This is a genomic window from Rossellomorea sp. LJF3 (assembly GCF_037046045.1).
Taxonomy (GTDB): Bacteria; Bacillota; Bacilli; order Bacillales; family Bacillaceae_B; genus Rossellomorea.
This window is the reverse complement of sequence record NZ_JBANLY010000016.1, coordinates 43,160-69,712: the sequence shown is the minus strand read 5'-3', so window position 1 is coordinate 69,712 and position 26,553 is coordinate 43,160. Positions and strand designations below refer to the sequence as shown.

The following is a 26,553-nucleotide window of genomic DNA, read 5'->3' as shown; positions in this document are numbered from 1 at the left end:
CAGGATGACTACACAGGAATTACCTAACTGGCTGAAACAACGAGCGTTTTTAACCCCCGACCGGATGGCGTTAAGCAATGGGGATGTGGAGTATACATTTAGTGAGCTTTGGGAAAAAGCCATTTCGATCGGGAAACAGCTACATACCATCGCAAAACATTCGTCTCATCCTTTTTTGGGACTCATGATTAAAAACAAAGTGGAGTCTGTCTTCCTTGTTCATGCCATTCAACAGCTCGGTTTCACGACTGTACTGTTAAACAATAAGTTAAGTGAAAATGAACTTTCTTTCCAGATTCAAGATATGGGATTAGGGACGGTCATTTATGATGATGAATTTGCAGGGAAGCTTTCTTTTTTGGGGGAAGAAGTGGAGGGAGTCTCTTTCTCTCAGTTATTCGAAACTGACCCGACAGACTTTGAGGTGAAGGATCATTTTCAATTAGACCAAGCATGCTCGGTCATGTACACATCGGGTACGACGGGAGCGCCAAAGGGTGTCCTTCAATCGTACGGCAACCATTGGTGGAGTGCCATTGGTTCTTCCCTGAATCTTGGTATAAATGAAAATGATACATGGCTTTGTTCCGTACCCCTTTTTCATATCAGTGGTTACTCAATCCTGATGAGAAGCGTCATTTACGGAATGAACGTACGTCTGTTTGAAACCTTCGATGTGGCGGGGATCAACCGGGAATTGAGGTCCGGGAATGTCACCATCATGTCGGTTGTCAGCAATATGCTCTCCCGTTTGATGAAAGACCTGGGGGATGAAACCTATCATCCAAGTTTCCGCTGCATGCTGCTGGGTGGTGGTCCTGCGCCGCTTCCCTTATTGGAGAAGTGTAAAGAAAAAGAGGTACCGGTCTTCCAAACCTATGGTATGACAGAGACGGCCTCCCAGATTGTGACATTGTCGCCAGAGTACAGTATGTCTAAGCTCGGATCGGCCGGAAAGCCCCTCTTCCCTTCTGAATTGAAGATCAAGAGTGAAGGATCGAATCGAGAAGGGGAGATCCTCGTAAAAGGGCCGAATGTGACGAATGGATATTACCAGAGAGAAGAAGCCAACGCCAAAAGCTTTGAATCCGGCTGGTTCCATACGGGGGACATCGGATATGTGGATGAAGATGGATTCTTATTTGTCCTCGACCGGCGTTCAGATTTGATCATTTCCGGAGGGGAAAATGTGTATCCCGCAGAAATCGAGAGTGTCCTCCTCAGCTGTGACGGGGTGGAGGATGCAGGTGTGGCAGGCGTTGCAAGTGACGAATGGGGGCAGATGCCGTGTGCGTTCGTTGTAAAGAAAAATCATCTTACAGAAGAGGAAATCATCACACACTGTAAGAAGAACCTGGCGTCTTATAAACGTCCGAAAAAATTCGTATTTGTAGATGAACTTCCACGAAATGCGTCAAACAAACTGCTGAGGAGAGTTTTAAGAGAGCAGTGGGAAAAAGGGATGGTTGCCGATGAAGATTGAATCCATCACCCTTCATGTTGTTTCCATGCCTTTAAAGAAGCCATTTGTGACCCATCTTCAAACGGTTAAAGACCGTGAAGGCATTATCGTCGAAGTCAGGGACAGTGATGGAATGTGCGGACTGGGGGAAGGAGTCGCCTTTTCCACGCCATGGTATACGGAAGAGACGGTGAAAACATCCTTTCACATGCTGAAGGATGTGTTGATTCCCCTTATGAATAGTAAACCATTTCACCATCCTGAGGAAATCGGGAAGCGGTTCGAAACGGTACGGGGAAATGCCATGGCGAAGGCTGCCCTTGAAATGGCCTTATGGGATCTTTATGCCAGGCAGCAAGGTGAGCCTCTATGGAACGTGATCGGCGGGACGCGTAAAGAAATTCTTGCCGGGGCTGTTGTTGGATCGGGAACGTTGAAAGAGATGGTGAAACAGACCGAAGACCTGGTCGAGGAAGGGTATCAGCGAATCAAGTTGAAAATTTCCCCGGGAGCCGACAGGGAAATTGTAAAGGAATTACGTACCCATTTCCCTGCGCTCTCTCTATTAGCCGATGCCAATTCAGCGTATAGTCTTGAAGACATAACAAAGCTTCAGGCTTTGGATGAATTTGAGTTAGAGATGATCGAACAGCCGCTTGGGGTCGACGATCTGATTGAACATTCCCTATTGCAAAAGGAGATAACGACACCGATCTGCCTTGATGAAAGTATCGTGACCCCCCACGACATGAAGAGTGCCATACATTTGAAAAGCTGTGGAGTGGTCAACATCAAGCTTGGCAGGGTCGGGGGATACACGAGTGCGCTTGAGATCTACCGGTTGTGCCGGGAAAACGGGATCAAGGTTTGGTGCGGCGGGATGATCGAATTCGGGGTGTCCCGGGCTCATAATCTGACGCTTTCAACCCTTGAAGGATTCCGGGTTCCAGGTGATATCTCTTCCTCCTCGAAGTATTGGGATGAAGACATCATTATATCTCCGGTCGTTGTGAGAAATGGTGTGGTGGAACGATTGGAGGGAAGCGGAATCGGCGTGGAACTCAACAGAAAGCGCTTGAATGCCGTGACACTGTTTAAGGAATCCTTTCCAACACGTTTAGTCGATCAACACAGATAAAAGCCAGAGAGCACATGCTCCCTGGCTTTCTTTCATTTAAAACGGATTCGTCGCCCACTGAAGGGATTGTTTGATGAAGATCCTCTGGTGTAATTTCAGCTGGGAGACCATATGCTCTGCCAAATCCTCGGGCTGCATATACTTTTCCTTGTCTGCTTCCTCAAGCTTATCTCCAAAGGTCAGGTCCGTGGCCACGAGGCTCGGATTCAGGGTCATGACACGGATGTTATGTTTTCGGACTTCCTGCATCAGTGCCTCTGTCATTCCTTGGACGGCAAACTTCGATCCACTGTATGCCGTGCTTCCTTCAGTCCCTTTCAAGCCGCTGCTCGATGAGATATTGATGATGTCCCCCCGGTTCTTCTCGATCAGCTGGGGCAGGACGGCACGGGTTACATAGTAGGTTCCGAATACATTGACCTCAAAGGTCCGTTTCCACTCTTCGGGATCGATGTCCAGGAACGGACCGTACGTTCCGATACCGGCGTTATTGATTAAGATGTCTGCCGGTCCCAGTTCATGCTTAAGTTTAGAAACGGCCCTATCCACTTGTTCCATATCGGAAATATCCGCTACAGCCACACTGGCTTTCACTCCAAGGGATCGTGCTTCCTCCGCCACTTGTGCCAGGGTGCTTTCTGTGCGCGCGATCAACCCGACATGAACGCCTTCACGGGCAAGCTCTAATGCAGTCGCCTTTCCGATTCCCCGGGCAGCCCCCGTAATATAAGCCGTTTTGCCTTTAATCGTTTGTGCCATCTTCCATCATCCTTTTCATAAGGTTCTATCGTAAGTGTAAAGTGTAGGAGTGCGGATAGGCAACTAATCTACCTGACGGATGGGAATGAAAAAAGCCCCGGGAGTCCCGGAGCGGATTTATTCACTTTTTTGCCGCAAATACCGTTTATCATTCATGAATAAACTCCAGAAGTAGACAAAACCGGGGAACAGGATGATGAACCCGACGATATAGGTGATGAATACAGCCTTAAAGGAGTTGGGATCGGTAAAACCCGATTGGATCGTAACCTCAGGATAAATGATATATGGTAAATGTGCCTTACCGTACACATAACTTGCCAGTACATATTGAAAGGTAACCGCAATGACGGCCACCCGGGGCATCCCTTTCATCCCTTCCTTGTTCGTCGGAAGGAACAAAGCACCTCCCGCGACAAGGAACCCTAGAAGAGAGACGAGTAGGATCGGCAGGTCGTCCATCATACGATCGTAAATCCATCTTGCCTCGTTTTTCATGGTGAACATGATGAGAAAGGCCATGACAACCGAGATGGGACCGATGATCAGAGCGTCCCGGCGATATACTTTGAAGGCTTCGAATTCCTTTGAAGCCTTGGAGTAGTCAGCAAGAAGAAGAGATGACAGAAATAGCGTACTTGCGACGGCGAATCCGAAGAAAGCATATTCATGTGGGCTGCTAAACAATTTCCCCAGATGAAGGGTCTGTCCGTCGCTGAAGTCGATATATGGTCCGTGGGAAATGGGCAGTACACTGATGAGCAGACCCGGAATCAATAAGCCCGTGATCCCCGTTACGTAGGTCAGAGGCTTTCTGTAGTCATCTGCTACATGTGAGAATACAAGGAAGGCACTCCGCAGGGCCAGAAGCAAAAGAATCAAACTTCCGGGAACGAGCAATACGGTACCTAATGAATAGGCGGCTCCAGGGAACATACTGTACACGGCGACGACCAGGGCGACGATGAATGTGTTGGTGACCTCCCAGGTCGGGGACAGATAGCGATTGGCAATGTTCGTCGCTTTAGTTTTGTCATGATTGATGTAGATCATCGACCAGAAACCTGCCCCGAAATCCATCGTCGCCATGACGGCGTAGATAAAGACGAATCCCCATAGGATCGTGATGGCAATCAATGATTGTGTCATAACTTCACCTCCTGCTTTTTAAGTTGATAAAGGAATATCCTTGTGACTCGCTTCGGCTTTGTTAATATCCTTTTCAGGCGGATTCCGTCTAAAATAATAGAGTAGGACCAGAACGACGGACACGGCCAAAATCGCATATACGGACACGAATAGGATGAATAGGGTTCCTAAGTTCCCTGAAGTGGTCACCGAGTCTTCCGTACTGAGAATACGGTAGATCGTCCAAGGCTGTCGGCCGGTACAGGCGAAAATCCAACCGAACTCGATGGCCATTATCGACAGCGGGCCACCCGCAACGAATGCCCACATCAGCCATTTCGGGAACCGGTCCTTTTTCAGTAATTTGTTCCATACATAGGCGACCAGTGACAGTAAGATAAGCAATGAGCCGATCCCGACCATCGCATTAAATAGGGTATGGACGAATAGAGGCGGCCAATATTCTTCAGGGAAGTCGTTCAATCCGATCACTTCCGTATCGAAACTGTTCCCGGCAAGGAAACTGAGGGCCCACGGAATTTCAATTCCCCACTTCACTTCTTGAGTGACAGGGTCGGTGAATCCTCCAACCGAAAGCGGAGCATGAGTCTGGGTTTCGAACAAGCCTTCCGCTGCAGCCAGTTTCTCGGGCTGATATTCGTGGAGCTTCTGGGCTGATTCATGTCCATTGATGGCGGTCAAGAATGCGAAAACACCTCCGACTAATAAGCAAATCATGAGCGACTTGCGGTGAAAGGCATAAATCCTTGACCCGAAAGAAGATCGGAGCATCTTAAATGCGGACACCGTCGCAATCGTGAACGACCCGACTACATAGGCCGATAACGCCACGTGTCCGGCTGTCACGAAGAAGCTCGGATTAAAGAATGCTTTCCACGGATCTACGTTAGTGATTTGTCCGTTTATGATTTCAAATCCCGCAGGCGTTCCTTCAAACGCATGGACATTGGTGATCAATACGGCTGAAGCAAGACCGCCAATGGCAACAAGGACCAGGCTCACGATCCTCATCCATGGTGCGATCCGGCTTGCTGCATATACATAAATGGACATAAACAATGCTTCCACAAAGAAAGCATAGATTTCAATTTGAAACGGCAGGGCCATGACGCGCCCGATGACCTCCATGAATCCCGGCCAAAGGAGTGAGAGTTGAACGCCGGCGATCGTCCCGGTTGGGATACCCACCCCTAACAGAACGGCAAACGCCTTCGTCCAGCGCTTCGCCATCACCGAATAATCAAGGTCATTGGTCCGTTGAAACATGATTTCGGCCACGAGGATCATTAACGGAATACCTACTCCAAGTGTGGCAAAAATGATATGAAACCCCATGGTGATCCCGAACATGGAACGAGCGATTACTAATTCATCCATTTTCAAATCTCCCTTACTAGTCTTTAACATTTCCTTATTGTCCACTTAATGGAAAATAATATTCATGTTTTTTGGGAGGGAGATTTTCTATTTGGGGAGAGTGTTAAACCTTCACCGATTATAAACACCATAAAAAAAGAGCGGCCACCGTGGCCACTCTTATTGCAATGCTTTTTGTAATGTATCGATGTTCCTTTTCATCAGTGAAAAATAATCCTCATCCTTTTTTCGATCATCTGCTGTAAGGACGGATAAGTTATGAAGTGTCAGTGACTTCGCACCAAGCTCATTTTGGACGACTTCTGTCAGCCGTGAAGAGACGTTTTGTTCAAAGAGAACGTATTGGACATTGTCTTTTTTTCCTTTTTCGATGATTTTCTTCAGCTCCTGCTGGGATGGTTCATTGGCTGTATTCAAGCCGGCGATGGCTTCCTGGTGAAGTCCGTAGCGTTCTTCCCAATAGCTGTAGGCGGCGTGGGACACGTAAAATGTCTTCTTTGGCGCGTTGTCAGCCATCTTTTTGAACTCAGCGTCCAACTCGTCCAGGTCACTCGACAACGTTTCAAGATTAGCCTGGAACTCATCCTTATGCTCGGGCATTTCCTTCGAGAGGGTGTCGGCGATATTCTTGGCCATTTCCTTCGAATATACGGGATCCAGCCAGATGTGAGGGTTCACATCATGGTGATGGTCGTCATGGTCGTGTTCATCAGCCTCTTCTTCATGAGGCAATTCGATACCTTTGCTTGTAGGTACCACAGTAACGCCTTCATTTTCTAATAGTGATTTGGAGTTTTCAACGAATCCTTCAAGGCCCATTCCAACATAGAAGAAAACGTCCCCGTCAGCCATCTTCATCATATCTTTCTGAGATGGTTCGAAGGTGTGTTCATCGGCACCTGGAGGGTAGATACTTTCAACATCCACATAGTCCCCGCCGATTTTTTTCGTGAAATCCTCCAGTGGATAGACGGTTGTGTAAATCTCTAACACATCTTTCTTTTTGCCGTCCTGACCAGAGTCGGCTCCGCAGGCAGACAATACGAAAATCAATAATAATAGCAAACTCATGCGAATATAGTTCAAGAGGAATCCTCCTTTTTTAGTGGTGTTCGTTCCTTAACTGTAATGATTACGATTTAGCACAAAGGTTATTTTACTACCGATAAGGGGAATAAGCAAGATAAATGGATTATTTTTATAAAAAAAGACTGCCTCCCGATTTGGAGCCAGCCTGAATCATTTATCTTTTTGCCGTGGCCATTCTTCCGGCACGTGGTCGATCCCTCCAGGATGAAATGGGTGACATTTCACGATCCGCTTGATCGTCAGCCAGCCGCCCTTTAGTGCGCCAAACCGGCTCACGGCTTCGACACCGTAATGGGAGCATGTAGGATAAAAGCGGCAAGTAGGGGGTTTAAGGGGAGAAATGACGCGCTGGTAAAACTTGAACAATACTAACAATACTTGTTTCATAATCCGTCTCCCTGTTGATTTTCTTTTACTATATCAGAATCTGGAGGGGGATTGAAAGATTTTGGCCTGTCAGCCCGGGTAGGAAAATAGGATTTTCGCCTAATTCAGATTAAGTTGATGAAATAACTATGAATTTACGTTATACTATGAAGTAGAAACTAAATGGGAGTGATTTTAATGCCTTCAGTAGAAAGCTTTGAATTAGATCATGATGCAGTGAAAGCACCATATGTGAGACATTGCGGTGTCCATAAAGTGGGAAGCGACGGACTTGTGAATAAGTTTGATATCCGTTTCTGTCAGCCGAACAAGCAGGCGATGAAGCCTGATTCCATTCATACTCTTGAGCATTTATTAGCCTTCACGATCCGTAAATATGCTGAGCCGTATGCTCATTTTGATATTATTGATATTTCCCCGATGGGTTGCCAAACGGGCTATTATTTAGTCGTCAGCGGTGAGCCGAAAGTGGAAGAGATCATCGACCTGTTGAATGCTACCATGAAAGAAGCGGTAGAAATCGAAGAAATTCCTGCAGCCAATGAGAAGCAATGCGGGCAGGCGAAGCTTCATGACCTGGAAGGGGCCAAGAAACTGATGCGTTTCTGGCTGAGTCAGAGCAATGAAGAATTGAAGCAAGTATTTGCATAAAGAAAAACCACCGTTCATCATGAGCGGTGGTTTTTTTGAATTTATTCTTTCTTTTCCTCATCCTGTTTCATCTGTTCGAGGTGAGGATTGTTTTCGAGTGGATCGACTGTATGTTTAACGGTTGTATAGGCTTTGGACGTTGTAAGGGCACTGACGAAAATCACCAGGATACATATGACAACCGCAATAATTAGAACAAGAGTCATTGACATCATGAAACCCCCTTTTTTCACTATTTTACCATATAAGGATCAGCCATATAAGAGAAAAAACAACACTTTTATGACGTTTCCTATGTTTTCCATTGGATGTTTGTTATTCTGAATATAGTATGCACGATCCTTGAAAGACGAAGCAAGGGGGAAGATACCATGGAAATGTCTTCTATGATGGGAAAACAGGTGGCTGAGCTTCAGAGGACGCTCAGCATGAACCTGCTGAAGAGCCAGATGGCGACTCAAGCGGCTCAGGTCACGGTGATGATGAGGGATATGCAGGCCAGTCAACCTGCTCCTCATCCAAGTAAAGGACATGCAGTGGATATAAAAGGATGAAAAAAGCGTCGCTCCGGGTAATCGGGGCAACGCTTTTTTTGCGAAAAGATTTCGGCTTAATGAAGGCTTTTCTTCTCCAGTCTCACCCGTTCCTCGCTGTTGGACCATTTTTCTTTCAATGTTTCAAATATGTATAAGCGGAAGAAGTATTGCAATTCTTCTGTTTCCATTTCCTGGATCATTTCCAATAATTCATTCCTGGATGTATCTTCTAAGATTGTAAGGGCAATGAGGTCTAAGTCTTCGTCGGTACCTTTGATTCTTCCACGGTACATTTCATAAATCTCTTCGATTAACTTCATGCACTTCACCTCCCTTTTGTTTCATTTTAACATGAACGTTTATGAATTACTCTACATATTATGCTAGGACAACTCTTATTTGTCTTTACCCTTTTATCGGACTTTTTAACCGCGTAAAGGCGTGCTGCCTTAGCCGGAGCGAAGTCGCTGCATTGGTGATGAAAAGGTTGTCTGCGATAAAACCAGCCACTACGAAAAGGAGATGCTTTAATTGGAGAAAAGCTTGCTGTTCGTTGGGTCGGGTCTCAGTGCCCTTATTCTTAATTTATTCGGAGAGTGGGACATGCTGATTACGTTTCTGTTGATCGCCGTGACCCTCGATTACTTCACAGGAATGATTGCGAGCGGGATAGAAGGTGAGCTGTCAAGCAAATTCGGGATGAAGGGAATCGGCCGAAAAGTGCTTATTTTCTCGCTTGTCACCGTTGCTCACCTTATTGATACTATACTAACAAATCAACACTTTATTCGTAATGCGACGATTATTTTTTATTTATGTAATGAGTTGATTTCGATCATTGAGAATGTCGGGAGAGCCGGTGTGCCCGTACCGGAATTTTTGCGGAAAGCGGTTGAAGTGTTGAAGAAGAAATCCAAGTGAATAGAATTCCGTCAATTGAGGAAAATGAAGGGTAAGTACAGTGAAGGAGTGGGAAGATGAGCGAAGAACGACATGATTATTATATTGAAGTGGCCACCGGTGAAATTTCAAGAAGCTCGACGGATTCCGAATGGAACTTTAAAATATCTGCGACCGATGAAGAAATCACCCAGCTCCGGGAAGTGTTCGATTCCAATCATTCGGTCGACTGGCAAAATTTCTACAGGGCCCACGTTCCTTATGTTCAATATCATTTTGACCGGGAAAATGATGCCTATGATGAAAACCTGCATCAAGTGTATGAAATGCTTCACCGGCTGGGAGATGAAGACGTCAAGACTTTCATCGAAAGCATAGGCATCCTCGACTCCAAGCCCCATGAAGATCACGAGTAATGATAAAAGTGTTGGTTCAGAAGTGATATCTGTGGACCAATGCTTTTTATTTGTGGTTAGATGAAAGAAAGTGTGTACGGATGAGGTGACGTAGATGGAACAGTTTATAGATGAAAATGGCAAGAGAGTAGAATTATCCTTTCAAAAGGGGCAGTTTCAACAGGAGTCCTGCCATGTCCTTGTGATCTGCCGCTATAATGGCAAATGGTTATTGACCCGTCATAAAAAAAGGGGTCTCGAGTTTCCAGGGGGGAAGAGGGAAAAGGGGGAGACCCTCGGGGAAGCTGCGATTCGCGAAACGTTTGAAGAAACGGGGGGAGTGATCAAAGAGCCTCTTTTCATTGGGGAATATAAGGTGTTTGACCATACTCCATTTGTCAAAACGATTTTCTTTGCGGAAGCAGAAGAGATGATCCAAAAAGATGATTACCTGGAAACAGAAGGATCCGTGCTTTGGGACGGTGATTTTACACAGATTCACGAAGACCCTTCCTTTAGTTTCATCATGAAGGATCGGGTGGTGGAATCGGCCCTGAAAAGAGTGAGAGAACTCGATCTTATGACTTGATCCATTTCTTCTCGAGCTGCTCCACGAGCTTATACATAATGGTTGCGAATACGGCTATGACGAGTAGGGAGAGAAGGACAAGGGTGAAATTGAAGACCTGGAATCCGTAGATGATCATGTATCCGAGACCTTTGGCGGACACAAGGAATTCACCGACGATGACACCGACCCAGGATAGCCCTACATTGACTTTCAAGGTCGAAATGATCGTAGGGAAGGAAGCGGGAAGGATGACTTCTTTAAACATCTGTCCCCGTTTCGCACCGAATGTCTGCATCACCTTCAAGTAGTTCGGGTCGACTTCCCGAAAGGATGTATAGACGACGATGGTGGTGATGATGACAGAGATGACGGTCCCCATGGCAATGATGGACGTGAAGCCGGGCCCAAGTCCGACAATCAGGATCGGTCCGAGGGCGACCTTAGGCATGGCGTTCAGGATGACAAGATAAGGGTCCAATACTTTCGAAAGAAACGGAGACCACCAAAGTAAAGCGGCAAGCAGGGTCCCAAGCAGGGTGCCGAGGATGAATCCGATGACGGTTTCCCCAAGTGTCACAGACAGGTTGGCTAAAAGGCTCCCGTCGCCCAACTTCACGATGAACAGCTTCCATATCTTCGAAGGCGAACTGAAGATGAGGGGGTCCACCCAGCTGTTTCGGCTGGCGATCTCCCACAGTGAGAAGAAGACGGTGAAAATAAGGGCTTGATAAAACCAAACCCATCGCTGCTCCCTTTTCAATGATTGAATGTATTCCTGGTGTTTTTGTTTAATCGATTCTTGATTCAAGTTTCTCAAGCTCCTTCCAAATACTCTGGAAAAATTCCGGATACGCTTCATGATTTCTGACCTCGAAGGGCATCAATCCCTTTAACGGTTGTGGCACTTCGAATATAATATGAACACGCCCCGGTTTCGAACCGAATAAAATGATGCGATCACTCATGGAAATCGCTTCGCCGATATCATGTGTGACGAGGATGGCCGTTTTCCCGAAGGATTTCAAAGTGGAAAACACCAGATCCTCTAACTTCAATTTCGTTTGATAATCAAGTGCAGAGAAAGGTTCATCCAGGAGAAGCAGTTGAGGCTCGGTGATGAGTGTCCGGATCAGCGCTACCCGTTGCCGCATTCCCCCTGACAATTCCCGTGGGTAGGATGTCTCTACACCCTCAAGGCCCATTTCCTTCAATAAAGCATGAGCTTCTTTTCTTTTATCCTCTGTCAGGTTCCCCATAATGGCCAAACCGAGGAAAATATTCTCTTCAATCGTCTTCCACGGAAACAGATAGTCCTGCTGAAGCATATATCCCAATTTCTTCTTCATATTCCTGATGGGCTTATTGTCTAAGGTTACGGTTCCTTCTATAGGTTGAATGAGACCGGCAATGATGGAAAGCAGCGTCGTCTTTCCGCACCCCGATGGACCGATGAATGAGACGAACTCCCCTTCTTCTACCTGCAATGAAATGTCTGTGAGGGCATGGGTGGACGTTTTCGGTGAGAAGTAGGTGTGGTGGACGGAATCGATCGATAGAAAGTTCACTGTTTTAAGCCTCCATTTTCGAATTTTTTTACAACGGAAGGGCTGACATGTGTCAGCCCCCGGGTATTGCTACTTCGCTGCTTTTTCAGCGATGGAAGTGTTTACGAGCGTTTTGTGATCGATGGACTGAGGGAGTTCCCCTGCTTCATCCATGATGGCCTGAAGATTGTTCCACTCTTCTTCATCCAGGATCGGGTCTGTTGCGAAGGACCCTTGTGATTTATACCGGTCGACAACCGTTTCAATCAGGTCCACTTCCGTATCTTCGAAATATGGCTCAATCACTTTGGCGATGTCGGCCGCTGAATGTTCTTCCACCCATTGCTGAGCTTTGTAAAGGGCTTTCGTGAATTTCTCCACCGTTTCTTTGTTTTCTTTCATATAACTGTCTTTCGCCATGAAAGTTGTATACGGCACATGCCCTGATTCGGTGCCAAAGGAAGCGACGATATGTCCCTTTCCTTCTTGTTCAAAGATGGAGGCTGTCGGCTCGAATAATTGGACATAGTCGCCGGTACCGGATGCAAAGGCATTGGCAACATTGGCGAAATCGATGTTTTGGATCAAGTTCAAATCGTTTTGGGGATCAATGCCGTGCTGCTTCAATACGAATTCCCCGACCATTTGCGGCATGCCGCCTTTACGCTGGCCAAGGAAGGTCGAACCCTTCAACTGATCCCATTCGAAGTTCTCCACCTTTTCCCTGGAGACGAGAAACGTACCGTCGGTTTGGGTTAATTGAGCGAAGTTGATGACGGGATCATCCGACCCTTGTGCATGGACGTAGATGGACGTTTCAGAGCCGACCAGGGCGACATCCGCGCCGTTTGATAATAGGGTGGTCATCGTCTTATCCCCGCCCCATGTGGTGGTCAGTTCAATGTCTAGTCCTTCTTCTTTAAAGAATCCTTTTTCGATCGCTACATATTCAGGTGCGTAAAAAATCGAGCGGGTCACTTCCGCTACACGAACCTTTTGGACCGCCTCCTCTTTTTCTCCACATGCAGTCAATCCGATGGTCAAAGTGAGAATGAGGAGTACACCTAAACCGCTTCGAATCCATTTTTTCAATTCAATCTTCCTCCTTTACTTTTTCCAGGTAATCAGTAGTCGGGATGAGTGCAGCTGTGCCTTGTTTATTTAGTTGGCAGTAGGGTAGGATGGTCATAAAGCAACGTGAATTCTATTTGCTAAAATAGTCTATGTAGAGTATAAAAAATGTGTGAATACCCATAGCACGTTTTGAAAGGAAGAGAATATGAAGAACGGAATGATCGTGAAGAAAACGTTGTTTCCCTCTCCGAACCCACATGTTGAATTATATGAAATCACCTATATATCCTCGGGACTGAGGGTGAAGGGCTTACTGGCTGAGCCTGTTTTAAAGGGTACATACGACGGTTTCCTCTACTTAAGGGGAGGGATCAAAGGGGTCGGCATGGTCAGGCCCGCCAGGATCGCCCAGTTCGCATCACACGGATTCATCGTGTTTGCGCCATATTACAGGGGGAACCTGGGGGGAGAAGGGAATGAGGATTTCGCCGGGGATGACCGTGAAGATGCTGTTGCAGGAGTGGAACTGTTGAAAGAACACTCCCGGGTGGCAAAGAATCGCATCCATGTATTCGGATTCTCGAGGGGCGGCGTCATGGCCCTGATGGCAGGGATCGAGAGCCGGGACGTGACGTCCATCGTCACATGGGGAGGCGTGTCTGATATGTTCTTGACGTATGATGAACGAAAGGACATGCGGAGAATGATGAAGCGGGTGATCGGGGGAAGCCCGAATAAAGTTCCCGAAAGATACGAATGGAGGACTCCCCTCTATTCACTTGAAAATCTTGAGGCACCGGTCTTGATCATCCACGGTGAAAAAGATCAGAACGTTTCCGTCGAGCATGCATATAGATTAGAAAAAAGGTTGAAGGAGCTCGGGAAGCGGATTTCGTCCCATTACTTCAAAGAGTTTACACACTATTTTCCGCCCCGGAAGAACCAAGAAATCGTTTCCCTACTCTGTTCATGGATGAAAAATCAATAAATGAATAAGGATTGAGGTCAAATAAGATGGGCATGGGTCTTGAGTTAAATACGATGATTGTGACAAAAGGAAAAGAAGTGAGAAAAGAGGAGAATCTGTTTCAACTTCAAAAGGACGGATACCGCCTATATCCGATGCATCTTCCCATTGATGTGAAAAAAACGAAGCACAGTGATCCGAGCGGTTTCGGGAGGATTGAAAAGATAGAGTGGAAGGAAGAGAAAACGACGATCGTCTACCGGCTGATTTCCCTCAATTCCACCAATTAAAAACGGAAGGCTGTAAACAAATGCTTACAGCCTTCCGTTTTATTTGATTTCCTCATATAGCAGATAGCGGTTATCCTTCGTTTGGGCGATAAGATAGTTCTTGTGATCTTTTACGCTATAAATGGGGGTACCTTCCGCCAGCGTGTTGGCGGTGAAATTATTGACGGGATGATACTTGGTTTCGATCTTTTCTTTAATGGATCCAACCTTTTCCTTAAGGGTGAGTTTCTTCTCGGCGGATACCTTCACGTATTCTTTGTCGTTCACGACCATCATATCCCCATACCCGCATAATTCATACGATGCAGGTTTCTTCTCCCCGCAGGCACTCAATACGAATACACATAACACCAATACGGCCAGACGCTTCATATGTCTCCTCCTTTTCCATTCGGCACATACTCAAAAGATATTCAAGCTTGTACGCTAACATGATATTTTTTCCGCTTTTTTTATGGAAATGGTGCTTCCTTAATTCCTTGGATTTGTGTAAACTTAAAAGTATAATAAGTTTACATACATAAGGGGGATTTACAAATGAATGGAGAAAAACTGCGGATGATCATTCACTGTGCCATCTTTGCTGCCATGACAGGAATTTTCGCACAGATTGAAATACCACTGCCACTCGTTCCCATCAGCGGCCAAACCCTGGCAGTCGGGATCACGGCTACGATTCTTGGAAGCAGATACGGTGCGCTTTCCTTGATCTGCTATGCGGCACTCGGCGCGGTAGGGGTCCCGGTATTTGCCGGTTTCAGTGGAGGGGCACAGGTCCTGGTCGGTCCGACCGGAGGCTATATCTTCGGATTTATCATTGCGGCTTACTTGACAGGACTCATCCTTGAAAAAACGAGATTTACGATTCCGATGGCGATGATCGCCAACACCGTCGGCATGATCATCACGTTGATCCTTGGGACCATCCAACTGAAATTTGTAGCGGATCTCAGCTGGAGTCAGGCGATGGCAGCGGGGGTTTATCCGTTTATCGTCGTCGGACTGATTAAAGCATTCCTGGCAAGCTGGATTGGAATCACCGTAAGAAAACGGTTGGTACAGGCGAAATTGATCCAGAACCGGAACGTGGCAGCATAAGAAAAAGTGGACTCCTATTTTTAGGAATCCACTTTTTTTATTTGAATTTATACATTGACCAATAACCGATATCGTTAAAGCCAATACGCTTATAAATTTTTCCTGCTTCAGGATTATCATAAAAAAGGCATAGTTCTTTTCCTTCGTTCAAAACGTCACGGCAAAGCTTTGTCATGCACTCTGTTGCGTAGCCCTTTTTCTTGTACTCAGGATGGGTGCATACGGCGACGATCATGGCGGACATGCTGTTCTCCGCCGTTGTGGAAGCGGAAGAAACGAACTTTCCGTCCTCTTCTACATAGTAACTGCGGGCAACACCCTTTTCCATCCCATGCTTTCTTTTCTCTACGGTAAAGTCTCCTCCGCTGAATTCCGGAATAGCGTTCAATAGCTCCACAAGTTGCGGTAAATCGGTTAAAGAAGCTTCTTTAACATGCGGCAGCTCCCGGTCTTCCATGGAGGAGGTATTGTCACATTTGGCATAATACATATGTCTTTTCGAGTTGATATCCCTGGATAAGAAGGGTTCAACTTCAGTGACAATCCGTTTTAATCCTGAAACGATGCTGTAGTCTTCTGTCTCGTTGATAATGGCGGCGAAGCCTTCTGCGTCAAATTCCCCCATGGAAAAGGGGATGAAGTTTTCCCGGTATTTGAGGAGGATCCCTCTGAGATTTCCTTCCTCATCAAAGTCTCCCCAAATCTTCTGGAAATCCTGTTCATACCCAAAGGCTTCGATGTCCCCGATGATGAACAAGTTCTCAGCAGGCTGCTGCTGAATGAGTTGCTGACATATAGCATGATCTTTCTCTGTAAGCTGTCTGATCATCTTTATTCCCCCTGTGAAATTTAATCATAATCATACCAAAATTAGTAATATTTAGTAAAGTGTTATTTTCTTTGGAATCATGATAAAAGAATAGGGAAATGGTAGTGGTTTTAAAATTCATCTTTTAGGGAAACTTATGATCAATAACAGTTTTTCTATAACAGTTCTAAGGAGGAGCACACATGCTTTGGACCATCATCGGAATCTTATTAGTTCTCTGGTTACTAGGATTGATCTTTAAAATCGGTGGAGCTGTCATCCACGTTCTACTGATCATCGCCGTTGTCGTATTCTTATTTAACAGAATCACCGGCCGCAAAAAAGGGCTATAACGATAACAAAGGTCCGTCCCTCAGATTTGAGGGACGGACCTTTGTATGTTAGTTACGTGATTTATTTAACGGACGGGCCGCCTTTTTGTTCGATGTCAGAAGGGACGTTCGAGAATTTCTTAAAGTTCTCGTTGAATTTGTGAGCAAGTTCTTTTGCTTTGACTTCATAAGCCGCTTCATTGGACCATGTCTTCTTAGGTTGAAGCACTTCGTCTGGAACACCAGGAACGTGAACCGGGATGTTCAGGCCGAAAATCTCGTCTGTTGCCGTTTCCACATTCGTAAGTTCACCCTCAAGGGCCGCCTGGATCATGGCGCGGGTGTAGGAAAGCTTCATGCGATTCCCCACTCCGTATTCTCCGCCGGTCCAACCCGTATTCACGAGGAATACCTGTGCATTGTGCTCATCGATCTTCTTCCCGAGCATTTCTGCGTAACGAGTGGCAGGAAGCGGAAGGAATGGAGATCCAAAGCAAGTTGAGAAAGTTGCTTGTGGTGAAGTGATTCCACGCTCCGTACCTGCAAGCTTCGAGGTATATCCACTTAAGAAATGATACATTGCCTGTTCTTTTGTCAGCTTGCTGATCGGAGGCAATACGCCGAAAGCATCAGCTGTTAAGAATACAATCGTATTTGGGTGTCCTGCGATACTTGGCTCCACGATGTTTTCCATCGCTTGAAGGGGGTAGGCAGCACGCGTGTTTTCTGTTAAAGTGTTATCATCATAATCCGCGATGCGGGACATATCATCCAGAACGACATTTTCCAGGACGGAACCGAAACGGATCGCATCAAAGATCTGAGGTTCTTTTTCACGTGTAAGCCCGATGCACTTAGCATAGCATCCGCCTTCGATATTGAATACGCCGTTCGGGGACCAACCGTGCTCATCATCACCGATCAAGCGGCGGTTTGGATCTGCGGATAAGGTGGTTTTCCCTGTACCGGACAATCCGAAGAACAATGCTACATCGCCTTCACGACCGACGTTCGAAGAGCAGTGCATGGAAAGGATGTCGGATTCAGGAAGTACATAGTTCATGACCGAGAAGATGGATTTCTTCATTTCACCGGCATATTCCGTACCGCCGATCAATACGATTCTTTTTTCAAATGAAACGATGATGAACGTTTCAGAGTGAGTGCCGTCGACTTCAGGATCAGCTTTGAAGTTAGGAGCTGAAATCACGGTGAATTCGGATTGATGATCTTTTAACTCTTCTGTTTGAGGACGGATGAATAATTGGTGGGCAAATAGATTATGCCAGGCGAACTCATTGATCACTTGAATCGGCAGTCTATGTTTTGGGTCGGCGCCTGCGAACCCTTTAAATGAGAAAACTTCTTCTTTTTCTTTTAAGTATGAGATGACCTTCGTATATAATTTATCGAATGATTCCGAAGAGATCGGTTGATTGACAGAACCCCACTCGATTTTATCCTTCGTCGTTGGTTCTTCCACAATAAATTTATCTTTAGGAGAGCGTCCTGTGTATTTACCAGTTTCTGCTCTGACTGCACCTGATGATGTTAAAACGCCTTCATTTCGCTGAAGGACCTTTTCGACTAGTTGAGAAACAGATAATTGTTCCTGAATGTTTTGACCGTTAAGTAATTCTGTTAATTCATTAGACATGCTCACTGAATTCATTAGAACCCTTCCTTTATATAAATTTATTTAATGGTATCGTTTTCTTCACAAAAATAGTATAACACAATCAAGCTATTAGTCTATACTATTTATTTAATTTTATAATGTGTCTTCATTTTGTCACATTTCTTGACCGAATAAAGCCTGTTTCTTCTTATTTATATGAAATGTATCATGCAATGTTTAGCCTCATTACCCCATTAGGTTATTTTGATGATGAAAAACAGGCTGAAATCATGAAATGAATGGTTAAACCTGTCATTCGAAAAAAAGTTGACACCACTTGTCCTAACCGTTATCATTGTTCCTTGAACGGATACTCTTATCCTGAGCTGGTGGAGGGAGCAGACCCTATGAAACCCAGCAACCTGCTAAATAGTGAATGGATCCATTTCTTTAATGAATCCGATTAAGCGAAGGTGCTAAACTGAGGCAAGGTCTCTAAAACCTTGAACGATAAGAGAGAAAAGGCGCGGCTATGATCTGAAACCTTTCCTCTGAAGCTTTTTTTCCTGAGGAAGGGTTTTTTCTGTTTATAGTGGACCACATGCACATAAATCATGATTTATTTATAAAAGAATCATGTTTACTTCATACTACTTAGGGAAATGAGTACCGTATCTGTTTACTGTTTTGTCAGAAGAATCGTTCTGACAAATATGCTTAAGGAGGAACCTTGATGTCAACTAAACGTCGTCTGTTTACATCTGAGTCCGTAACCGAAGGACATCCAGATAAAATTTGTGACCAAATCTCTGATTCAATTCTTGATGCAATTCTTACCAATGATCCAAATGCACGTGTAGCGTGTGAAACATCTGTCACAACGGGTCTTGTGCTCGTTGCCGGTGAAATCACTACGAATACGTATGTCGATATCCCGAAAATCGTTCGTGAAACGATCCGTGAAATTGGCTATACCCGTGCGAAATACGGCTTTGATGCTGAAACATGTGCGGTTTTGACTTCCATTGATGAGCAGTCTGCCGATATCGCTCAAGGTGTCGATCAGGCCCTTGAAGCCCGTGAAGGTCAAATGACGGATGAAGAAATCGATGCAATCGGTGCAGGTGACCAAGGGTTGATGTTCGGATTCGCTTGTAATGAAACGAAAGAGCTTATGCCTCTTCCGATTTCCCTTGCACACAAAATTTCCCGTCGCTTAACGGAAGTACGTAAAGAAGAAATCCTTCCTTACCTTCGTCCGGATGGAAAAACACAAGTAACCGTTGAATACGATGAAAACGATAAGCCGGTCCGCATCGACACGATCGTTATCTCGACTCAGCATCACCCGGAAGTGACGCTTGAGCAAATCCAGCGCAACCTGAAAGAATATGTCATCGATCCGGTTGTACCGAAAGAACTGATCGATGAAGAAACGAAATACTTCATCAACCCGACTGGCCGCTTCGTAATCGGTGGACCACAAGGTGATGCAGGACTGACAGGACGTAAAATCATCGTTGACACATACGGCGGATACGCTCGTCACGGTGGCGGTGCCTTCTCTGGTAAGGATGCAACGAAAGTGGATCGTTCAGCGGCTTATGCAGCGCGCTATGTAGCGAAGAACATCGTGGCAGCAGGACTTGCTGAAAAATGTGAAGTTCAATTAGCGTATGCAATCGGTGTGGCGAAGCCCGTATCCATCTCCGTTGATACATTTGGAACAGGGAAAGTTTCAGAAGATGTATTAATTGACGTTGTGAGCAATAACTTTGACCTGCGTCCTGCAGGGATCATCAAGATGCTCGACCTTCGTCGTCCGATCTACAAGCAGACAGCTGCTTACGGACACTTCGGCCGCAACGACATCGATCTTCCTTGGGAACGCACGAACAAAGCGGATGCGTTGAAAGCAGAAGCATTAGGCGAATAAGGAAAGATAGAAGAGACCAACACTTTTTGGGGTGTTGGTCTTTTTTGATGATCATCACAAGAAAATCTTCCATGAGTATTCTCAAGGAGGATGGGGTATCCCAAGTATAGGAAGTTAAAACGGTTTGATGTTCTTATAATACTGTCCTTTTTCTGCGTATTCCCTTGAAATGCGCTTCATTTCACTGATATCGTGCTCATTGAGCTCCCTCACGACTTTTGCCGGTCGTCCGAACGCAAGGGTATTTGGCGGGATGACCTTCCCCTGGGGGACAAGGCTTCCGGCTCCGATGAACGCTCCTTCGCCGATTTCGGCATTATCGAGGATGATGGAACCCATGCCGATCAATGCCTTTTTCCTGATCTTGCAGCTATGTAAGATCACCCCATGTCCGACAGTCACTTCATCTTCAAGGATAAGAGGGTTATTTGGACTCTGATGAAGAATGGAGTTATCCTGTATATTTACTTTATCACCGATCTTAGTGGGAGCGACATCCCCCCTGATGACGGTGTTGAACCAGATACTCGATTCTTCACCGATCTCCACGTCCCCGGAGATGGTCACATAATCGGCGATGAATGCCGAATGTGCGATGATGGGTTTTTTATCGTAATATGGATAGAGCATTTTTTACTACCCCTTTCAATAATATTTATTATAATAATGGTAGCAGAATTCATTCATGGAGAGAACTACAAAGGAGGATTTGTCATGTGGAAATGGGAATCAGATCAAGAGGCAAAGGCAGTCATCGTCATCATTCATGGGGCGATGGAACATCACGGAAGATATGGTTGGCTCATTGAAATGTGGCGTGCTGCAGGCTTTCACGTCGTCATGGGTGACTTACCCGGTCAGGGAATGACGTCAAGAAGTCAAAGGGGCCATATCGATTCCTTTGATGAATACATCGTGGAAGTGAAGGACTGGGTCCAGGCAGCCTATCAATTCGAATTGCCTGTCTTTGTGATCGGTCATAGTATGGGCGGCCTTATCGCCATAAGACTCCTTCAGGAATCCCATGTGAACGTAGCGGGAGTCATTTTATCCTCGCCTTGTTTGGGACTGGTTACGACCCCGGCTAAACCGGTCGAGCTATTATCCCTCGGTTTAAATAAAATCGCTCCGATGGTGAAGTTCCCGTCAGGTTTGACCATCGATATGGCGACCCGGAACGCAGATGTCCGGGAAATCGACAGCAATGATACGCTCTATATCACGAAAGTGTCTGTCCGCTGGTACAGGGAGCTTGTACAGGCTATGAAGCAAGCATTTGCCAACCTGGAAAAAATGCCAGACGTCCCATTGCTTGTGATGCAGGCGGGTGATGATAAAATCGTCGAAAAAAAGACAGTGAAAAAATGGTTCAATGAGCTGTCATTATCTGAAATGCATTACAAAGAATGGCCAAAGTGCTATCATGAAATTTATAATGAACCTGAAAGAGAAGAGATCTATGAGTATTCTAAGATCTTCATTGAAAGTCGATTGAAAGCGCTGGGATACATTTTGTAAAAGAGGTGATGAAATGTCGATACCAAGTGATCCCTTTTCATTAATGACAAGAGTGTACCGCACCGTTTTTCCCATCGTGCATGAAGAATTGGACGGCTGGAAAAAGCGGGCGGAAAAGATACCCAATCAGGAACTGAGAAACCAGGCACTTGCGAGCATCCAGCATAAAACGTTCCATTGCGAGGGAGGATCGATCCTTTCCCTTCTGGCATTGGAGCATAAAGCAGATACGATCCGGTTCATCGTCGCGTATCAGACGATCAGCGATTACCTGGATAATCTGTGCGATCGCAGTGTTTCCCTTGATCCCGATGACTTTGCCCTCCTGCATCAGTCCATGAAGGATTCCTTGACGGTGGGGGCGGAACCCGTCAATTATTATGCATTAAGACGAGATCAGGATGATGGAGGATATCTCAGGGAACTGGTCCTGACCTGCCAATCCGTTCTAGGTAGCTTACGCCATTACGAAAGCATCAAGGATGATCTCCTGGAACTGTGTGAGTATTACTGTGATCTGCAGATACATAAACACGTGAAGAAAGAAGAGAGAGAGGGACGGCTTCAGGATTGGTTCGAAACCCATCGACCGAACCTGCCTGAAATGGACTGGTATGAGTTTTCCGCTTGTTCAGGTTCGACTCTTGGAATCTTCTGTTTGGTCTCTTATGCCAATCGAAGGGACTTCAAGCCGTCATATACAGAAAAAATCAAGCGGGGCTATTTCCCATACATTCAAGGATTACATATCCTTCTCGATTACTTCATCGATCAGGATGAGGACCGGGAAGGGGGAGATTTGAACTTCTGTTTCTACTATGAAAATGATGAGCATTTAAAGGAGCGACTCATCCATTTTCTGCAGAAGGCCGATGAACATACCCATGAGCTTCCCCATGCTCACTTTCACCGATTGATCAATAAAGGACTCATCGGAGTCTATTTGTCTGACGACAAAGCCAGTAAACAGGAGAGCGTCCAATCCTTCTCCAAGCAATTCATCGGAGAAGCCGGCTGGATCACCAAATTCTTCTACCTGAACGGGAAAATCTACCGCAAATGGAGAAACCGAAAAAAAACATCATAATAGACGAGCGAGGGACGGACCTCCGAAATACTTCGGAGGTCCGTCCCTTTTTCTGTCTGTTTTGCCCAACCAAAGTTGGACACAGTCACACAATAAGATACCAAATATACCATAATTATACATAAAAAATTTGTTGATTTTCCCGGTTTGGTGACAATAGTCCTTGTTTACTGTCGATGAGACATGGATCCTTTTAACTATATTCTTTTTATTTCGTAATACTAAATAACCAAATACTGTCTGAATATATTTACTTTTCAGAATAGTGGAGTATATTGTAGTTAGTGTAAAAATTTAGTACATAACTAAGGGGGAATCGTGCTTGAAATCACGTAAAGTATTATCCATGGCCATGGCCGCAGCACTTAGTGTAGGGGCATTTGCCGTACCTGCATCAGCTGCGACTGTTGGGCCTGAGAATGTGTTAGCAAAGCCAACGGTGAAATATGATCATAAACATGGAGGGGCGTTCGATTTAGGAATCGCGAACGATGAACGTCTGATCGAGATGCTGAAGAAAGAAGGAAAGATCAAGAAGAATGCTACTGCTGCAGAAGCTCAGAAGGGATTGCAGAAATTCCTGAAAGCGAAAGCGGAATCTGCTGAAAATCATCCAGGGGAACTTCAGGATGAGGTAGCGGAAACGAAGACCAAGCTGAAAAAAGAAATGAAGAAAAACGGCTTGAATCATGGTAAAGGAAATAAGCTTGGACATGCGAAAAAGAATAAACCTGACCCGGTTGAAGAAGAAGCATATGATGGTGAGAAACGAACAGATGAAGTATTGGTCCTTCTCGTTGATTATCCGGACAAGCCGCACAACACCATGACGGAAGATGAAACGGATATGTATTATGAAGGTGAAGATGCTTATTCAAGAGAACACTATCAGGATATGTTATTCGGAACAGGCGGCTGGGAAGGTCCGGATGGAAAGACATATACTTCAATGAAACAGTACTATGAACAGCAATCCGGTGGAAGTTATTCAGTAGATGGTGATGTTGCTGGTTGGTATACAGCAAGTAAACCGGCAGCTGCATATGGTGGAAATGATCCGCAGCCGGATGGCAGCGACGTAAACGCACGCGGCTTGATCAAAGAAGCACTTGCCCAAGCGGCTGCAGACCCGAACGTAAACCTTGAAGATTATGATAATTGGGATCGTTACGACCTTGATGGTGACGGAAATTATCTTGAGCCGGACGGTCTTGTCGATCACTTAATGGTCATTCATTCAGGTGTAGGTGAAGAAGCCGGCGGTGGTTCTTTAGGATCTGACGCTATTTGGTCACACCGTTGGAACCTTGGCGGGATCTTCCCGATTGCCGGATCTCCTGAGCCTGAAGTTGATTATTGGGGACAGGGAACAATGTACGCTTACGACTACACAATCGAACCTGAAGACGGTGCCGTCGGAGTAATGGCCCATGAATTCGGACATGATTTAGGATTGCCTGACGAGTATGATACACAATATTCAGGTGCAGGTGAAGCAGTCAGCTACTGGTCCATCATGGCAAGCGGAAGCTGGGCGGGGGATATCCCTGGAGCACAGCCGACAGGATTCAGTCCTTATGCGAAGGAAATGCTCCAAAATTCTGCAGTAGTGGACAGTGAAGGTACAAAAGGAAATTGGCAGTCTGGTACAGAAGTAGAGCTTGAGGACCTTAAGGGTAAAGGAATGGAAGTCCTTCTGGACGAAGCTGCTACAAAAGGTACGAACAATGATGTCGTGAAAGTGAATCTTCCTAAAAAAGAAGTTCAGGGAATCAAACCTGCCTTTGGTGAAAAGTACTACTACAGTACAAAAGGAGATGACCTGAATACGACATTAGTGTCTCCGGAGTTCGACTTAACCAATGCTACAACTGCTTCATTCGATTTCAAAACGTTGTATGAAGTGGAGTTTGAGTACGACTATCTATATGTAACCGCTAAAACAGCCAGCGGCAAGGAAGTTGAATTGGATGTCATCGGTGACGATGATACGAATGCAGATACAACTGCAGAAACCACAAATGGCGAATGGGTGGATAAGTCATATGACTTAAGCCAATTCGCAGGTGAGAAAGTGACGCTTGAATTCAACTATGTGACGGACGGCGGCTTGGCCCTTGACGGCTTCGCTATGGATAATGCAACACTGACAGTGGATGGAAATGTCGTGTTTGAAGACGATGCTGAAGGGCAACCTCAATTCGAAATGGATGGTTTCGTAGCTTCCAATGGTATCGACTACAAAGATCACTACTACCTGCTTGAGTGGCGCAGCCACAACGGTGTCGATGAAGGTCTTGCCAACATCCGCCGTGGTGCAAGCCTGATGGAATACAACGAAGGATTAGTCGTATGGTATGTGGATAACTCTTTCTCTGATAACTGGACTGGTAAACATCCAGGAGACGGATACCTTGGAGTGGTAGATGCAGATCAAAAGGCAAACTATTGGAGCGACGGTTCAGTTGGATCCACACGCTACCAGATCCACGATGCTGCATTCAGCCTGAATAAATCTGAGAAGATGTTCCTTGATTACACTGATTTACTCGGCATCACAATGAAAGACAACCACACTGCCCGTAACCCACTATTCGATGACAGTGCGGATTACAGCAATAAAGGATTAGTAGACGCTGGACGTAACGTACCGAACTACGGATTGAAATTCCGTGTAACAGGAGAAAGTGCTGACGGTACAGTCGGTAAAGTGTTACTTTACAAAAAATAAGCAAGCAAAAAGGGTGATGGCCATTCCGGCCATCACCCTTTAAGCATGTTAGTGGACATTTTTTTCATCAGAATTGATAATAATACACACATCAATCAAAGGAGATGTCCATTTTGAAGCTAAGTGTACTAGATCAGTCACCGATTGCAGAAGGAATGAGCCCGCAGGAGGCTTTAAATAATACAGTAGAATTAGCAAAACATGCAGAAAAATTAGGGTTTGAACGGTTCTGGGTATCCGAGCATCATGATTCCACGAGCCTTGCCGGTTCATCACCGGAAGTGCTGATTGCCCATCTTGCCCAAAATACGTCAAGAATCCGTGTCGGGTCCGGAGGGGTCATGCTTCCCCATTACTCATCTTATAAAGTGGCGGAAAATTTCCGTTTGCTTGAAGGCTTGAATCCGAATCGGATCGATTTAGGGTTGGGAAGGGCTCCCGGTGGAATGCCGATGGCCACGATGGCCCTCCATGACGGGAAACCGAGAGATGTAAATCGTTACCCGGAACAAATTGATGACTTACTCGGTTATCTGACGGATTCCCTGCCTGATGCCCATCCGTACCAGGGACTCACGGCAGCGCCGATGATCAAAACCATGCCGGAAGTCTGGATGCTTGGATCAAGTCCATCCAGTGCCATGCTTGCAGCGCAAAAAGGCCTGCCATATACATTCGCTCAGTTCATCAATGGGGAAGGTGGACCTCAGTATACTCAAGCCTACCGGAATAACTTTGTTCCTTCCGAGTACCTGAAAGAACCGAAGAACATCGTAGCCGTTTTTGCCATCTGTGCCGAAACGGACGAAGAAGCGGAAAGGGTTGCATCAAGCATTGATTTATCCATTCTGATGATCGAGCAGGGCATGCGCTCGAACGGAACCCCGAGCCCTGAGAAAGCGGCAGCGTATCAGTACACCCCATTCGAAGCAATGAGAGTGCGGGAAAACCGCAAGCGCATGGTGGTCGGGAATCCTAAGAAAGTGAAAGAAAAACTCCTTGCACTCAGCGAGCAGTACCAGACGGATGAAATCATGCTCGTAAGCATCACATACGACTTCAAGGATAAACTCAAATCATTCGAACTGATCGCAAACGAATTATTATAAAAAGATAGGGACGGACCTCCGCGGAGG

At 45.8% G+C, this 26,553-nt stretch carries 30 protein-coding genes and 1 riboswitch; of the genes, 16 read left to right on the top strand and 14 right to left on the bottom strand.

The genetic code is table 11. The annotated features are described in order from the left end of the window. Positions 1 to 4 precede the first annotated feature (4 nt). Both V8G47_RS15165 and menC read left to right on the top strand, forming a co-directional pair. Positions 5 to 1,483: an o-succinylbenzoate--CoA ligase gene (locus V8G47_RS15165; protein WP_336200856.1), complete on the top strand. Its 1,479-nt coding sequence runs from the start codon at positions 5 to 7 to the stop codon at positions 1,481 to 1,483. After that, the gene (gene menC / locus V8G47_RS15160; protein WP_336200855.1) at positions 1,473 to 2,600 is read left to right on the top strand and encodes an o-succinylbenzoate synthase; all 1,128 of its coding nucleotides are present in this window, start codon (positions 1,473 to 1,475) and stop codon (positions 2,598 to 2,600) included. The genes V8G47_RS15165 and menC overlap by 11 nt, the downstream gene beginning before the upstream one ends. A 36-nt stretch (positions 2,601 to 2,636) precedes the next feature. Here menC and V8G47_RS15155 read toward each other — a convergent pair whose 3' ends face one another. From V8G47_RS15155 to yidD, 5 genes are all read right to left on the bottom strand, one after another. Further along, positions 2,637 to 3,359, bottom strand: a complete 723-nt coding sequence (locus V8G47_RS15155) for a 3-ketoacyl-ACP reductase (protein WP_336200854.1) — start codon at positions 3,357 to 3,359, stop codon at positions 2,637 to 2,639. Between the two features lie 117 nt (positions 3,360 to 3,476). Beyond that, entirely contained in the window at positions 3,477 to 4,508 is a 1,032-nt protein-coding gene (locus V8G47_RS15150; protein WP_034765498.1) for a cytochrome d ubiquinol oxidase subunit II, read from the bottom strand. Between the two features lie 18 nt (positions 4,509 to 4,526). Then, positions 4,527 to 5,885, bottom strand: a complete 1,359-nt coding sequence (locus tag V8G47_RS15145) for a cytochrome ubiquinol oxidase subunit I (protein ID WP_336200853.1) — start codon at positions 5,883 to 5,885, stop codon at positions 4,527 to 4,529. Positions 5,886 to 6,044: 159 nt separating this feature from the next. After that, positions 6,045 to 6,971 (bottom strand): metal ABC transporter solute-binding protein, Zn/Mn family, encoded by a 927-nt coding sequence (locus V8G47_RS15140; RefSeq protein ID WP_336200852.1) that lies wholly within the window; start codon positions 6,969 to 6,971, stop codon positions 6,045 to 6,047. 153 nt (positions 6,972 to 7,124) lie between these two features. Then, entirely contained in the window at positions 7,125 to 7,361 is a 237-nt protein-coding gene (gene yidD, locus V8G47_RS15135) for a membrane protein insertion efficiency factor YidD (protein WP_261749840.1), read from the bottom strand. A 177-nt stretch (positions 7,362 to 7,538) separates the two neighbouring features. Here yidD and V8G47_RS15130 point away from each other — a divergent pair, with 177 nt between their 5' ends. Then, a complete protein-coding gene (locus tag V8G47_RS15130; RefSeq protein ID WP_034765503.1) occupies positions 7,539 to 8,012 on the top strand; it encodes an S-ribosylhomocysteine lyase in 474 nt (157 codons plus the stop codon). Between the two features lie 41 nt (positions 8,013 to 8,053). Here V8G47_RS15130 and ytzI read toward each other — a convergent pair whose 3' ends face one another. After that, positions 8,054 to 8,224: a YtzI protein gene (gene ytzI, locus V8G47_RS15125; protein ID WP_229594227.1), complete on the bottom strand. Its 171-nt coding sequence runs from the start codon at positions 8,222 to 8,224 to the stop codon at positions 8,054 to 8,056. 159 nt (positions 8,225 to 8,383) lie between these two features. Between ytzI and V8G47_RS15120 the strand changes: the two genes are divergently transcribed. Next, positions 8,384 to 8,566: a polyribonucleotide nucleotidyltransferase gene (locus V8G47_RS15120; RefSeq protein WP_336200851.1), complete on the top strand. Its 183-nt coding sequence runs from the start codon at positions 8,384 to 8,386 to the stop codon at positions 8,564 to 8,566. Between the two features lie 56 nt (positions 8,567 to 8,622). Here the strand turns inward: V8G47_RS15120 and V8G47_RS15115 are convergent, their stop codons facing one another. After that, positions 8,623 to 8,868: a DUF6154 family protein gene (locus tag V8G47_RS15115; RefSeq protein WP_060672906.1), complete on the bottom strand. Its 246-nt coding sequence runs from the start codon at positions 8,866 to 8,868 to the stop codon at positions 8,623 to 8,625. Positions 8,869 to 9,079: 211 nt separating this feature from the next. Between V8G47_RS15115 and V8G47_RS15110 the strand changes: the two genes are divergently transcribed. The 3 genes from V8G47_RS15110 (at position 9,080) to ytkD (ending at position 10,432) form a co-directional block, all read left to right on the top strand. Then, entirely contained in the window at positions 9,080 to 9,469 is a 390-nt protein-coding gene (locus V8G47_RS15110; RefSeq protein WP_224522110.1) for a phage holin family protein, read from the top strand. Between the two features lie 56 nt (positions 9,470 to 9,525). Further along, positions 9,526 to 9,864, top strand: coding sequence for a hypothetical protein (locus V8G47_RS15105; protein WP_034765509.1), 339 nt, complete (start codon positions 9,526 to 9,528; stop codon positions 9,862 to 9,864). A gap of 94 nt (positions 9,865 to 9,958) precedes the next feature. After that, positions 9,959 to 10,432 carry an RNA deprotection pyrophosphohydrolase gene (ytkD, locus tag V8G47_RS15100; protein WP_336200850.1) on the top strand — a complete coding sequence of 158 codons (474 nt, stop codon included), beginning with the start codon at positions 9,959 to 9,961 and terminating at the stop codon, positions 10,430 to 10,432. Here ytkD and V8G47_RS15095 read toward each other — a convergent pair. The 3 genes from V8G47_RS15095 to V8G47_RS15085 form a co-directional block, all read right to left on the bottom strand. Continuing rightward, positions 10,422 to 11,222, bottom strand: a complete 801-nt coding sequence (locus V8G47_RS15095) for an ABC transporter permease (RefSeq protein WP_034765514.1) — start codon at positions 11,220 to 11,222, stop codon at positions 10,422 to 10,424. The two genes, ytkD and V8G47_RS15095, sit on opposite strands and share 11 nt — an antisense overlap. After that, complete coding sequence (locus V8G47_RS15090) at positions 11,203 to 11,979, bottom strand: ABC transporter ATP-binding protein (RefSeq protein ID WP_336200848.1); 777 nt, start codon at positions 11,977 to 11,979, stop codon at positions 11,203 to 11,205. Before V8G47_RS15090 ends, V8G47_RS15095 begins: the two co-directional genes overlap by 20 nt. A 69-nt stretch (positions 11,980 to 12,048) precedes the next feature. Then, positions 12,049 to 13,050: an ABC transporter substrate-binding protein gene (locus V8G47_RS15085; RefSeq protein ID WP_442970864.1), complete on the bottom strand. Its 1,002-nt coding sequence runs from the start codon at positions 13,048 to 13,050 to the stop codon at positions 12,049 to 12,051. Positions 13,051 to 13,249: 199 nt separating this feature from the next. On the opposite strand from V8G47_RS15085, the gene V8G47_RS15080 reads away from it, so the two are divergent. Then, a complete protein-coding gene (locus V8G47_RS15080) occupies positions 13,250 to 14,020 on the top strand; it encodes an alpha/beta hydrolase family protein (protein ID WP_336200871.1) in 771 nt (256 codons plus the stop codon). A 26-nt stretch (positions 14,021 to 14,046) separates the two neighbouring features. Then, positions 14,047 to 14,289: a DUF2584 domain-containing protein gene (locus V8G47_RS15075; protein WP_336200847.1), complete on the top strand. Its 243-nt coding sequence runs from the start codon at positions 14,047 to 14,049 to the stop codon at positions 14,287 to 14,289. A gap of 39 nt (positions 14,290 to 14,328) precedes the next feature. On the opposite strand, the gene V8G47_RS15070 is transcribed toward V8G47_RS15075, so the two are convergent. Next, positions 14,329 to 14,661: a hypothetical protein gene (locus tag V8G47_RS15070; RefSeq protein WP_336200846.1), complete on the bottom strand. Its 333-nt coding sequence runs from the start codon at positions 14,659 to 14,661 to the stop codon at positions 14,329 to 14,331. Between the two features lie 165 nt (positions 14,662 to 14,826). On the opposite strand from V8G47_RS15070, the gene V8G47_RS15065 reads away from it, so the two are divergent. Beyond that, positions 14,827 to 15,387 carry a biotin transporter BioY gene (locus V8G47_RS15065; RefSeq protein ID WP_336200845.1) on the top strand — a complete coding sequence of 187 codons (561 nt, stop codon included), beginning with the start codon at positions 14,827 to 14,829 and terminating at the stop codon, positions 15,385 to 15,387. A gap of 37 nt (positions 15,388 to 15,424) precedes the next feature. Here V8G47_RS15065 and V8G47_RS15060 read toward each other — a convergent pair whose 3' ends face one another. After that, positions 15,425 to 16,216, bottom strand: coding sequence for a GNAT family N-acetyltransferase (locus V8G47_RS15060; RefSeq protein WP_336200844.1), 792 nt, complete (start codon positions 16,214 to 16,216; stop codon positions 15,425 to 15,427). A 182-nt stretch (positions 16,217 to 16,398) separates the two neighbouring features. Here V8G47_RS15060 and V8G47_RS15055 point away from each other — a divergent pair, with 182 nt between their 5' ends. After that, entirely contained in the window at positions 16,399 to 16,548 is a 150-nt protein-coding gene (locus V8G47_RS15055) for a lmo0937 family membrane protein (protein WP_106298475.1), read from the top strand. A gap of 61 nt (positions 16,549 to 16,609) precedes the next feature. On the opposite strand, the gene pckA is transcribed toward V8G47_RS15055, so the two are convergent. After that, positions 16,610 to 18,199 (bottom strand): phosphoenolpyruvate carboxykinase (ATP), encoded by a 1,590-nt coding sequence (pckA, locus tag V8G47_RS15050; RefSeq protein WP_336200843.1) that lies wholly within the window; start codon positions 18,197 to 18,199, stop codon positions 16,610 to 16,612. Between the two features lie 319 nt (positions 18,200 to 18,518). After that, positions 18,519 to 18,662, top strand: a riboswitch (SAM riboswitch). A 216-nt stretch (positions 18,663 to 18,878) separates the two neighbouring features. On the opposite strand from pckA, the gene metK reads away from it, so the two are divergent. Beyond that, positions 18,879 to 20,081: a methionine adenosyltransferase gene (gene metK, locus V8G47_RS15045; protein ID WP_336200842.1), complete on the top strand. Its 1,203-nt coding sequence runs from the start codon at positions 18,879 to 18,881 to the stop codon at positions 20,079 to 20,081. Positions 20,082 to 20,195: 114 nt separating this feature from the next. Here the strand turns inward: metK and V8G47_RS15040 are convergent, their stop codons facing one another. Further along, on the bottom strand, positions 20,196 to 20,711 hold the full coding sequence (locus V8G47_RS15040; RefSeq protein ID WP_261749848.1) for a gamma carbonic anhydrase: 516 nt from the start codon (positions 20,709 to 20,711) through the stop codon (positions 20,196 to 20,198). A gap of 84 nt (positions 20,712 to 20,795) precedes the next feature. Between V8G47_RS15040 and V8G47_RS15035 the strand changes: the two genes are divergently transcribed. The 4 genes from V8G47_RS15035 to V8G47_RS15020 all read left to right on the top strand — a co-directional run bounded on the left by V8G47_RS15035 (position 20,796) and on the right by V8G47_RS15020 (position 26,526). Continuing rightward, on the top strand, positions 20,796 to 21,599 hold the full coding sequence (locus tag V8G47_RS15035) for an alpha/beta hydrolase (protein ID WP_261749849.1): 804 nt from the start codon (positions 20,796 to 20,798) through the stop codon (positions 21,597 to 21,599). A 13-nt stretch (positions 21,600 to 21,612) separates the two neighbouring features. Next, on the top strand, positions 21,613 to 22,686 hold the full coding sequence (locus V8G47_RS15030; protein WP_336200841.1) for a tetraprenyl-beta-curcumene synthase family protein: 1,074 nt from the start codon (positions 21,613 to 21,615) through the stop codon (positions 22,684 to 22,686). Positions 22,687 to 23,008: 322 nt separating this feature from the next. Then, on the top strand, positions 23,009 to 25,417 hold the full coding sequence (locus tag V8G47_RS15025) for an immune inhibitor A domain-containing protein (protein ID WP_442970863.1): 2,409 nt from the start codon (positions 23,009 to 23,011) through the stop codon (positions 25,415 to 25,417). A 104-nt stretch (positions 25,418 to 25,521) separates the two neighbouring features. Then, positions 25,522 to 26,526, top strand: a complete 1,005-nt coding sequence (locus V8G47_RS15020) for an LLM class flavin-dependent oxidoreductase (protein WP_336200840.1) — start codon at positions 25,522 to 25,524, stop codon at positions 26,524 to 26,526. The last annotated feature ends 27 nt before the right edge of the window (positions 26,527 to 26,553 follow it).

Bases quoted from the DNA above. Each gene is read 5' to 3' on its own strand.
- V8G47_RS15130 (WP_034765503.1), top strand. From the start codon at position 7,539: ATGCCTTCAGTAGAAAGCTTTGAATTAGATCATGATGCAGTGAAAGCA.
- V8G47_RS15055 (WP_106298475.1), top strand. From the start codon at position 16,399: ATGCTTTGGACCATCATCGGAATCTTATTAGTTCTCTGGTTACTAGGA.
- V8G47_RS15065 (WP_336200845.1), top strand. From the start codon at position 14,827: ATGAATGGAGAAAAACTGCGGATGATCATTCACTGTGCCATCTTTGCT.
- V8G47_RS15080 (WP_336200871.1), top strand. From the start codon at position 13,250: ATGATCGTGAAGAAAACGTTGTTTCCCTCTCCGAACCCACATGTTGAA.
- ytkD (WP_336200850.1), top strand. From the start codon at position 9,959: ATGGAACAGTTTATAGATGAAAATGGCAAGAGAGTAGAATTATCCTTT.
- yidD (WP_261749840.1), bottom strand. From the start codon at position 7,361: ATGAAACAAGTATTGTTAGTATTGTTCAAGTTTTACCAGCGCGTCATT.
- V8G47_RS15165 (WP_336200856.1), top strand. From the start codon at position 5: ATGACTACACAGGAATTACCTAACTGGCTGAAACAACGAGCGTTTTTA.
- V8G47_RS15040 (WP_261749848.1), bottom strand. From the start codon at position 20,711: ATGCTCTATCCATATTACGATAAAAAACCCATCATCGCACATTCGGCA.
- V8G47_RS15020 (WP_336200840.1), top strand. From the start codon at position 25,522: ATGTCCATTTTGAAGCTAAGTGTACTAGATCAGTCACCGATTGCAGAA.
- V8G47_RS15145 (WP_336200853.1), bottom strand. From the start codon at position 5,885: ATGGATGAATTAGTAATCGCTCGTTCCATGTTCGGGATCACCATGGGG.
- metK (WP_336200842.1), top strand. From the start codon at position 18,879: ATGTCAACTAAACGTCGTCTGTTTACATCTGAGTCCGTAACCGAAGGA.
- V8G47_RS15155 (WP_336200854.1), bottom strand. From the start codon at position 3,359: ATGGCACAAACGATTAAAGGCAAAACGGCTTATATTACGGGGGCTGCC.
- V8G47_RS15115 (WP_060672906.1), bottom strand. From the start codon at position 8,868: ATGAAGTTAATCGAAGAGATTTATGAAATGTACCGTGGAAGAATCAAA.
- V8G47_RS15075 (WP_336200847.1), top strand. From the start codon at position 14,047: ATGGGCATGGGTCTTGAGTTAAATACGATGATTGTGACAAAAGGAAAA.
- V8G47_RS15030 (WP_336200841.1), top strand. From the start codon at position 21,613: ATGTCGATACCAAGTGATCCCTTTTCATTAATGACAAGAGTGTACCGC.
- V8G47_RS15150 (WP_034765498.1), bottom strand. From the start codon at position 4,508: ATGACACAATCATTGATTGCCATCACGATCCTATGGGGATTCGTCTTT.
- V8G47_RS15060 (WP_336200844.1), bottom strand. From the start codon at position 16,216: ATGATCAGACAGCTTACAGAGAAAGATCATGCTATATGTCAGCAACTC.
- menC (WP_336200855.1), top strand. From the start codon at position 1,473: ATGAAGATTGAATCCATCACCCTTCATGTTGTTTCCATGCCTTTAAAG.
- V8G47_RS15105 (WP_034765509.1), top strand. From the start codon at position 9,526: ATGAGCGAAGAACGACATGATTATTATATTGAAGTGGCCACCGGTGAA.
- V8G47_RS15035 (WP_261749849.1), top strand. From the start codon at position 20,796: ATGTGGAAATGGGAATCAGATCAAGAGGCAAAGGCAGTCATCGTCATC.
- V8G47_RS15070 (WP_336200846.1), bottom strand. From the start codon at position 14,661: ATGAAGCGTCTGGCCGTATTGGTGTTATGTGTATTCGTATTGAGTGCC.
- V8G47_RS15120 (WP_336200851.1), top strand. From the start codon at position 8,384: ATGGAAATGTCTTCTATGATGGGAAAACAGGTGGCTGAGCTTCAGAGG.
- ytzI (WP_229594227.1), bottom strand. From the start codon at position 8,224: ATGTCAATGACTCTTGTTCTAATTATTGCGGTTGTCATATGTATCCTG.
- pckA (WP_336200843.1), bottom strand. From the start codon at position 18,199: ATGAATTCAGTGAGCATGTCTAATGAATTAACAGAATTACTTAACGGT.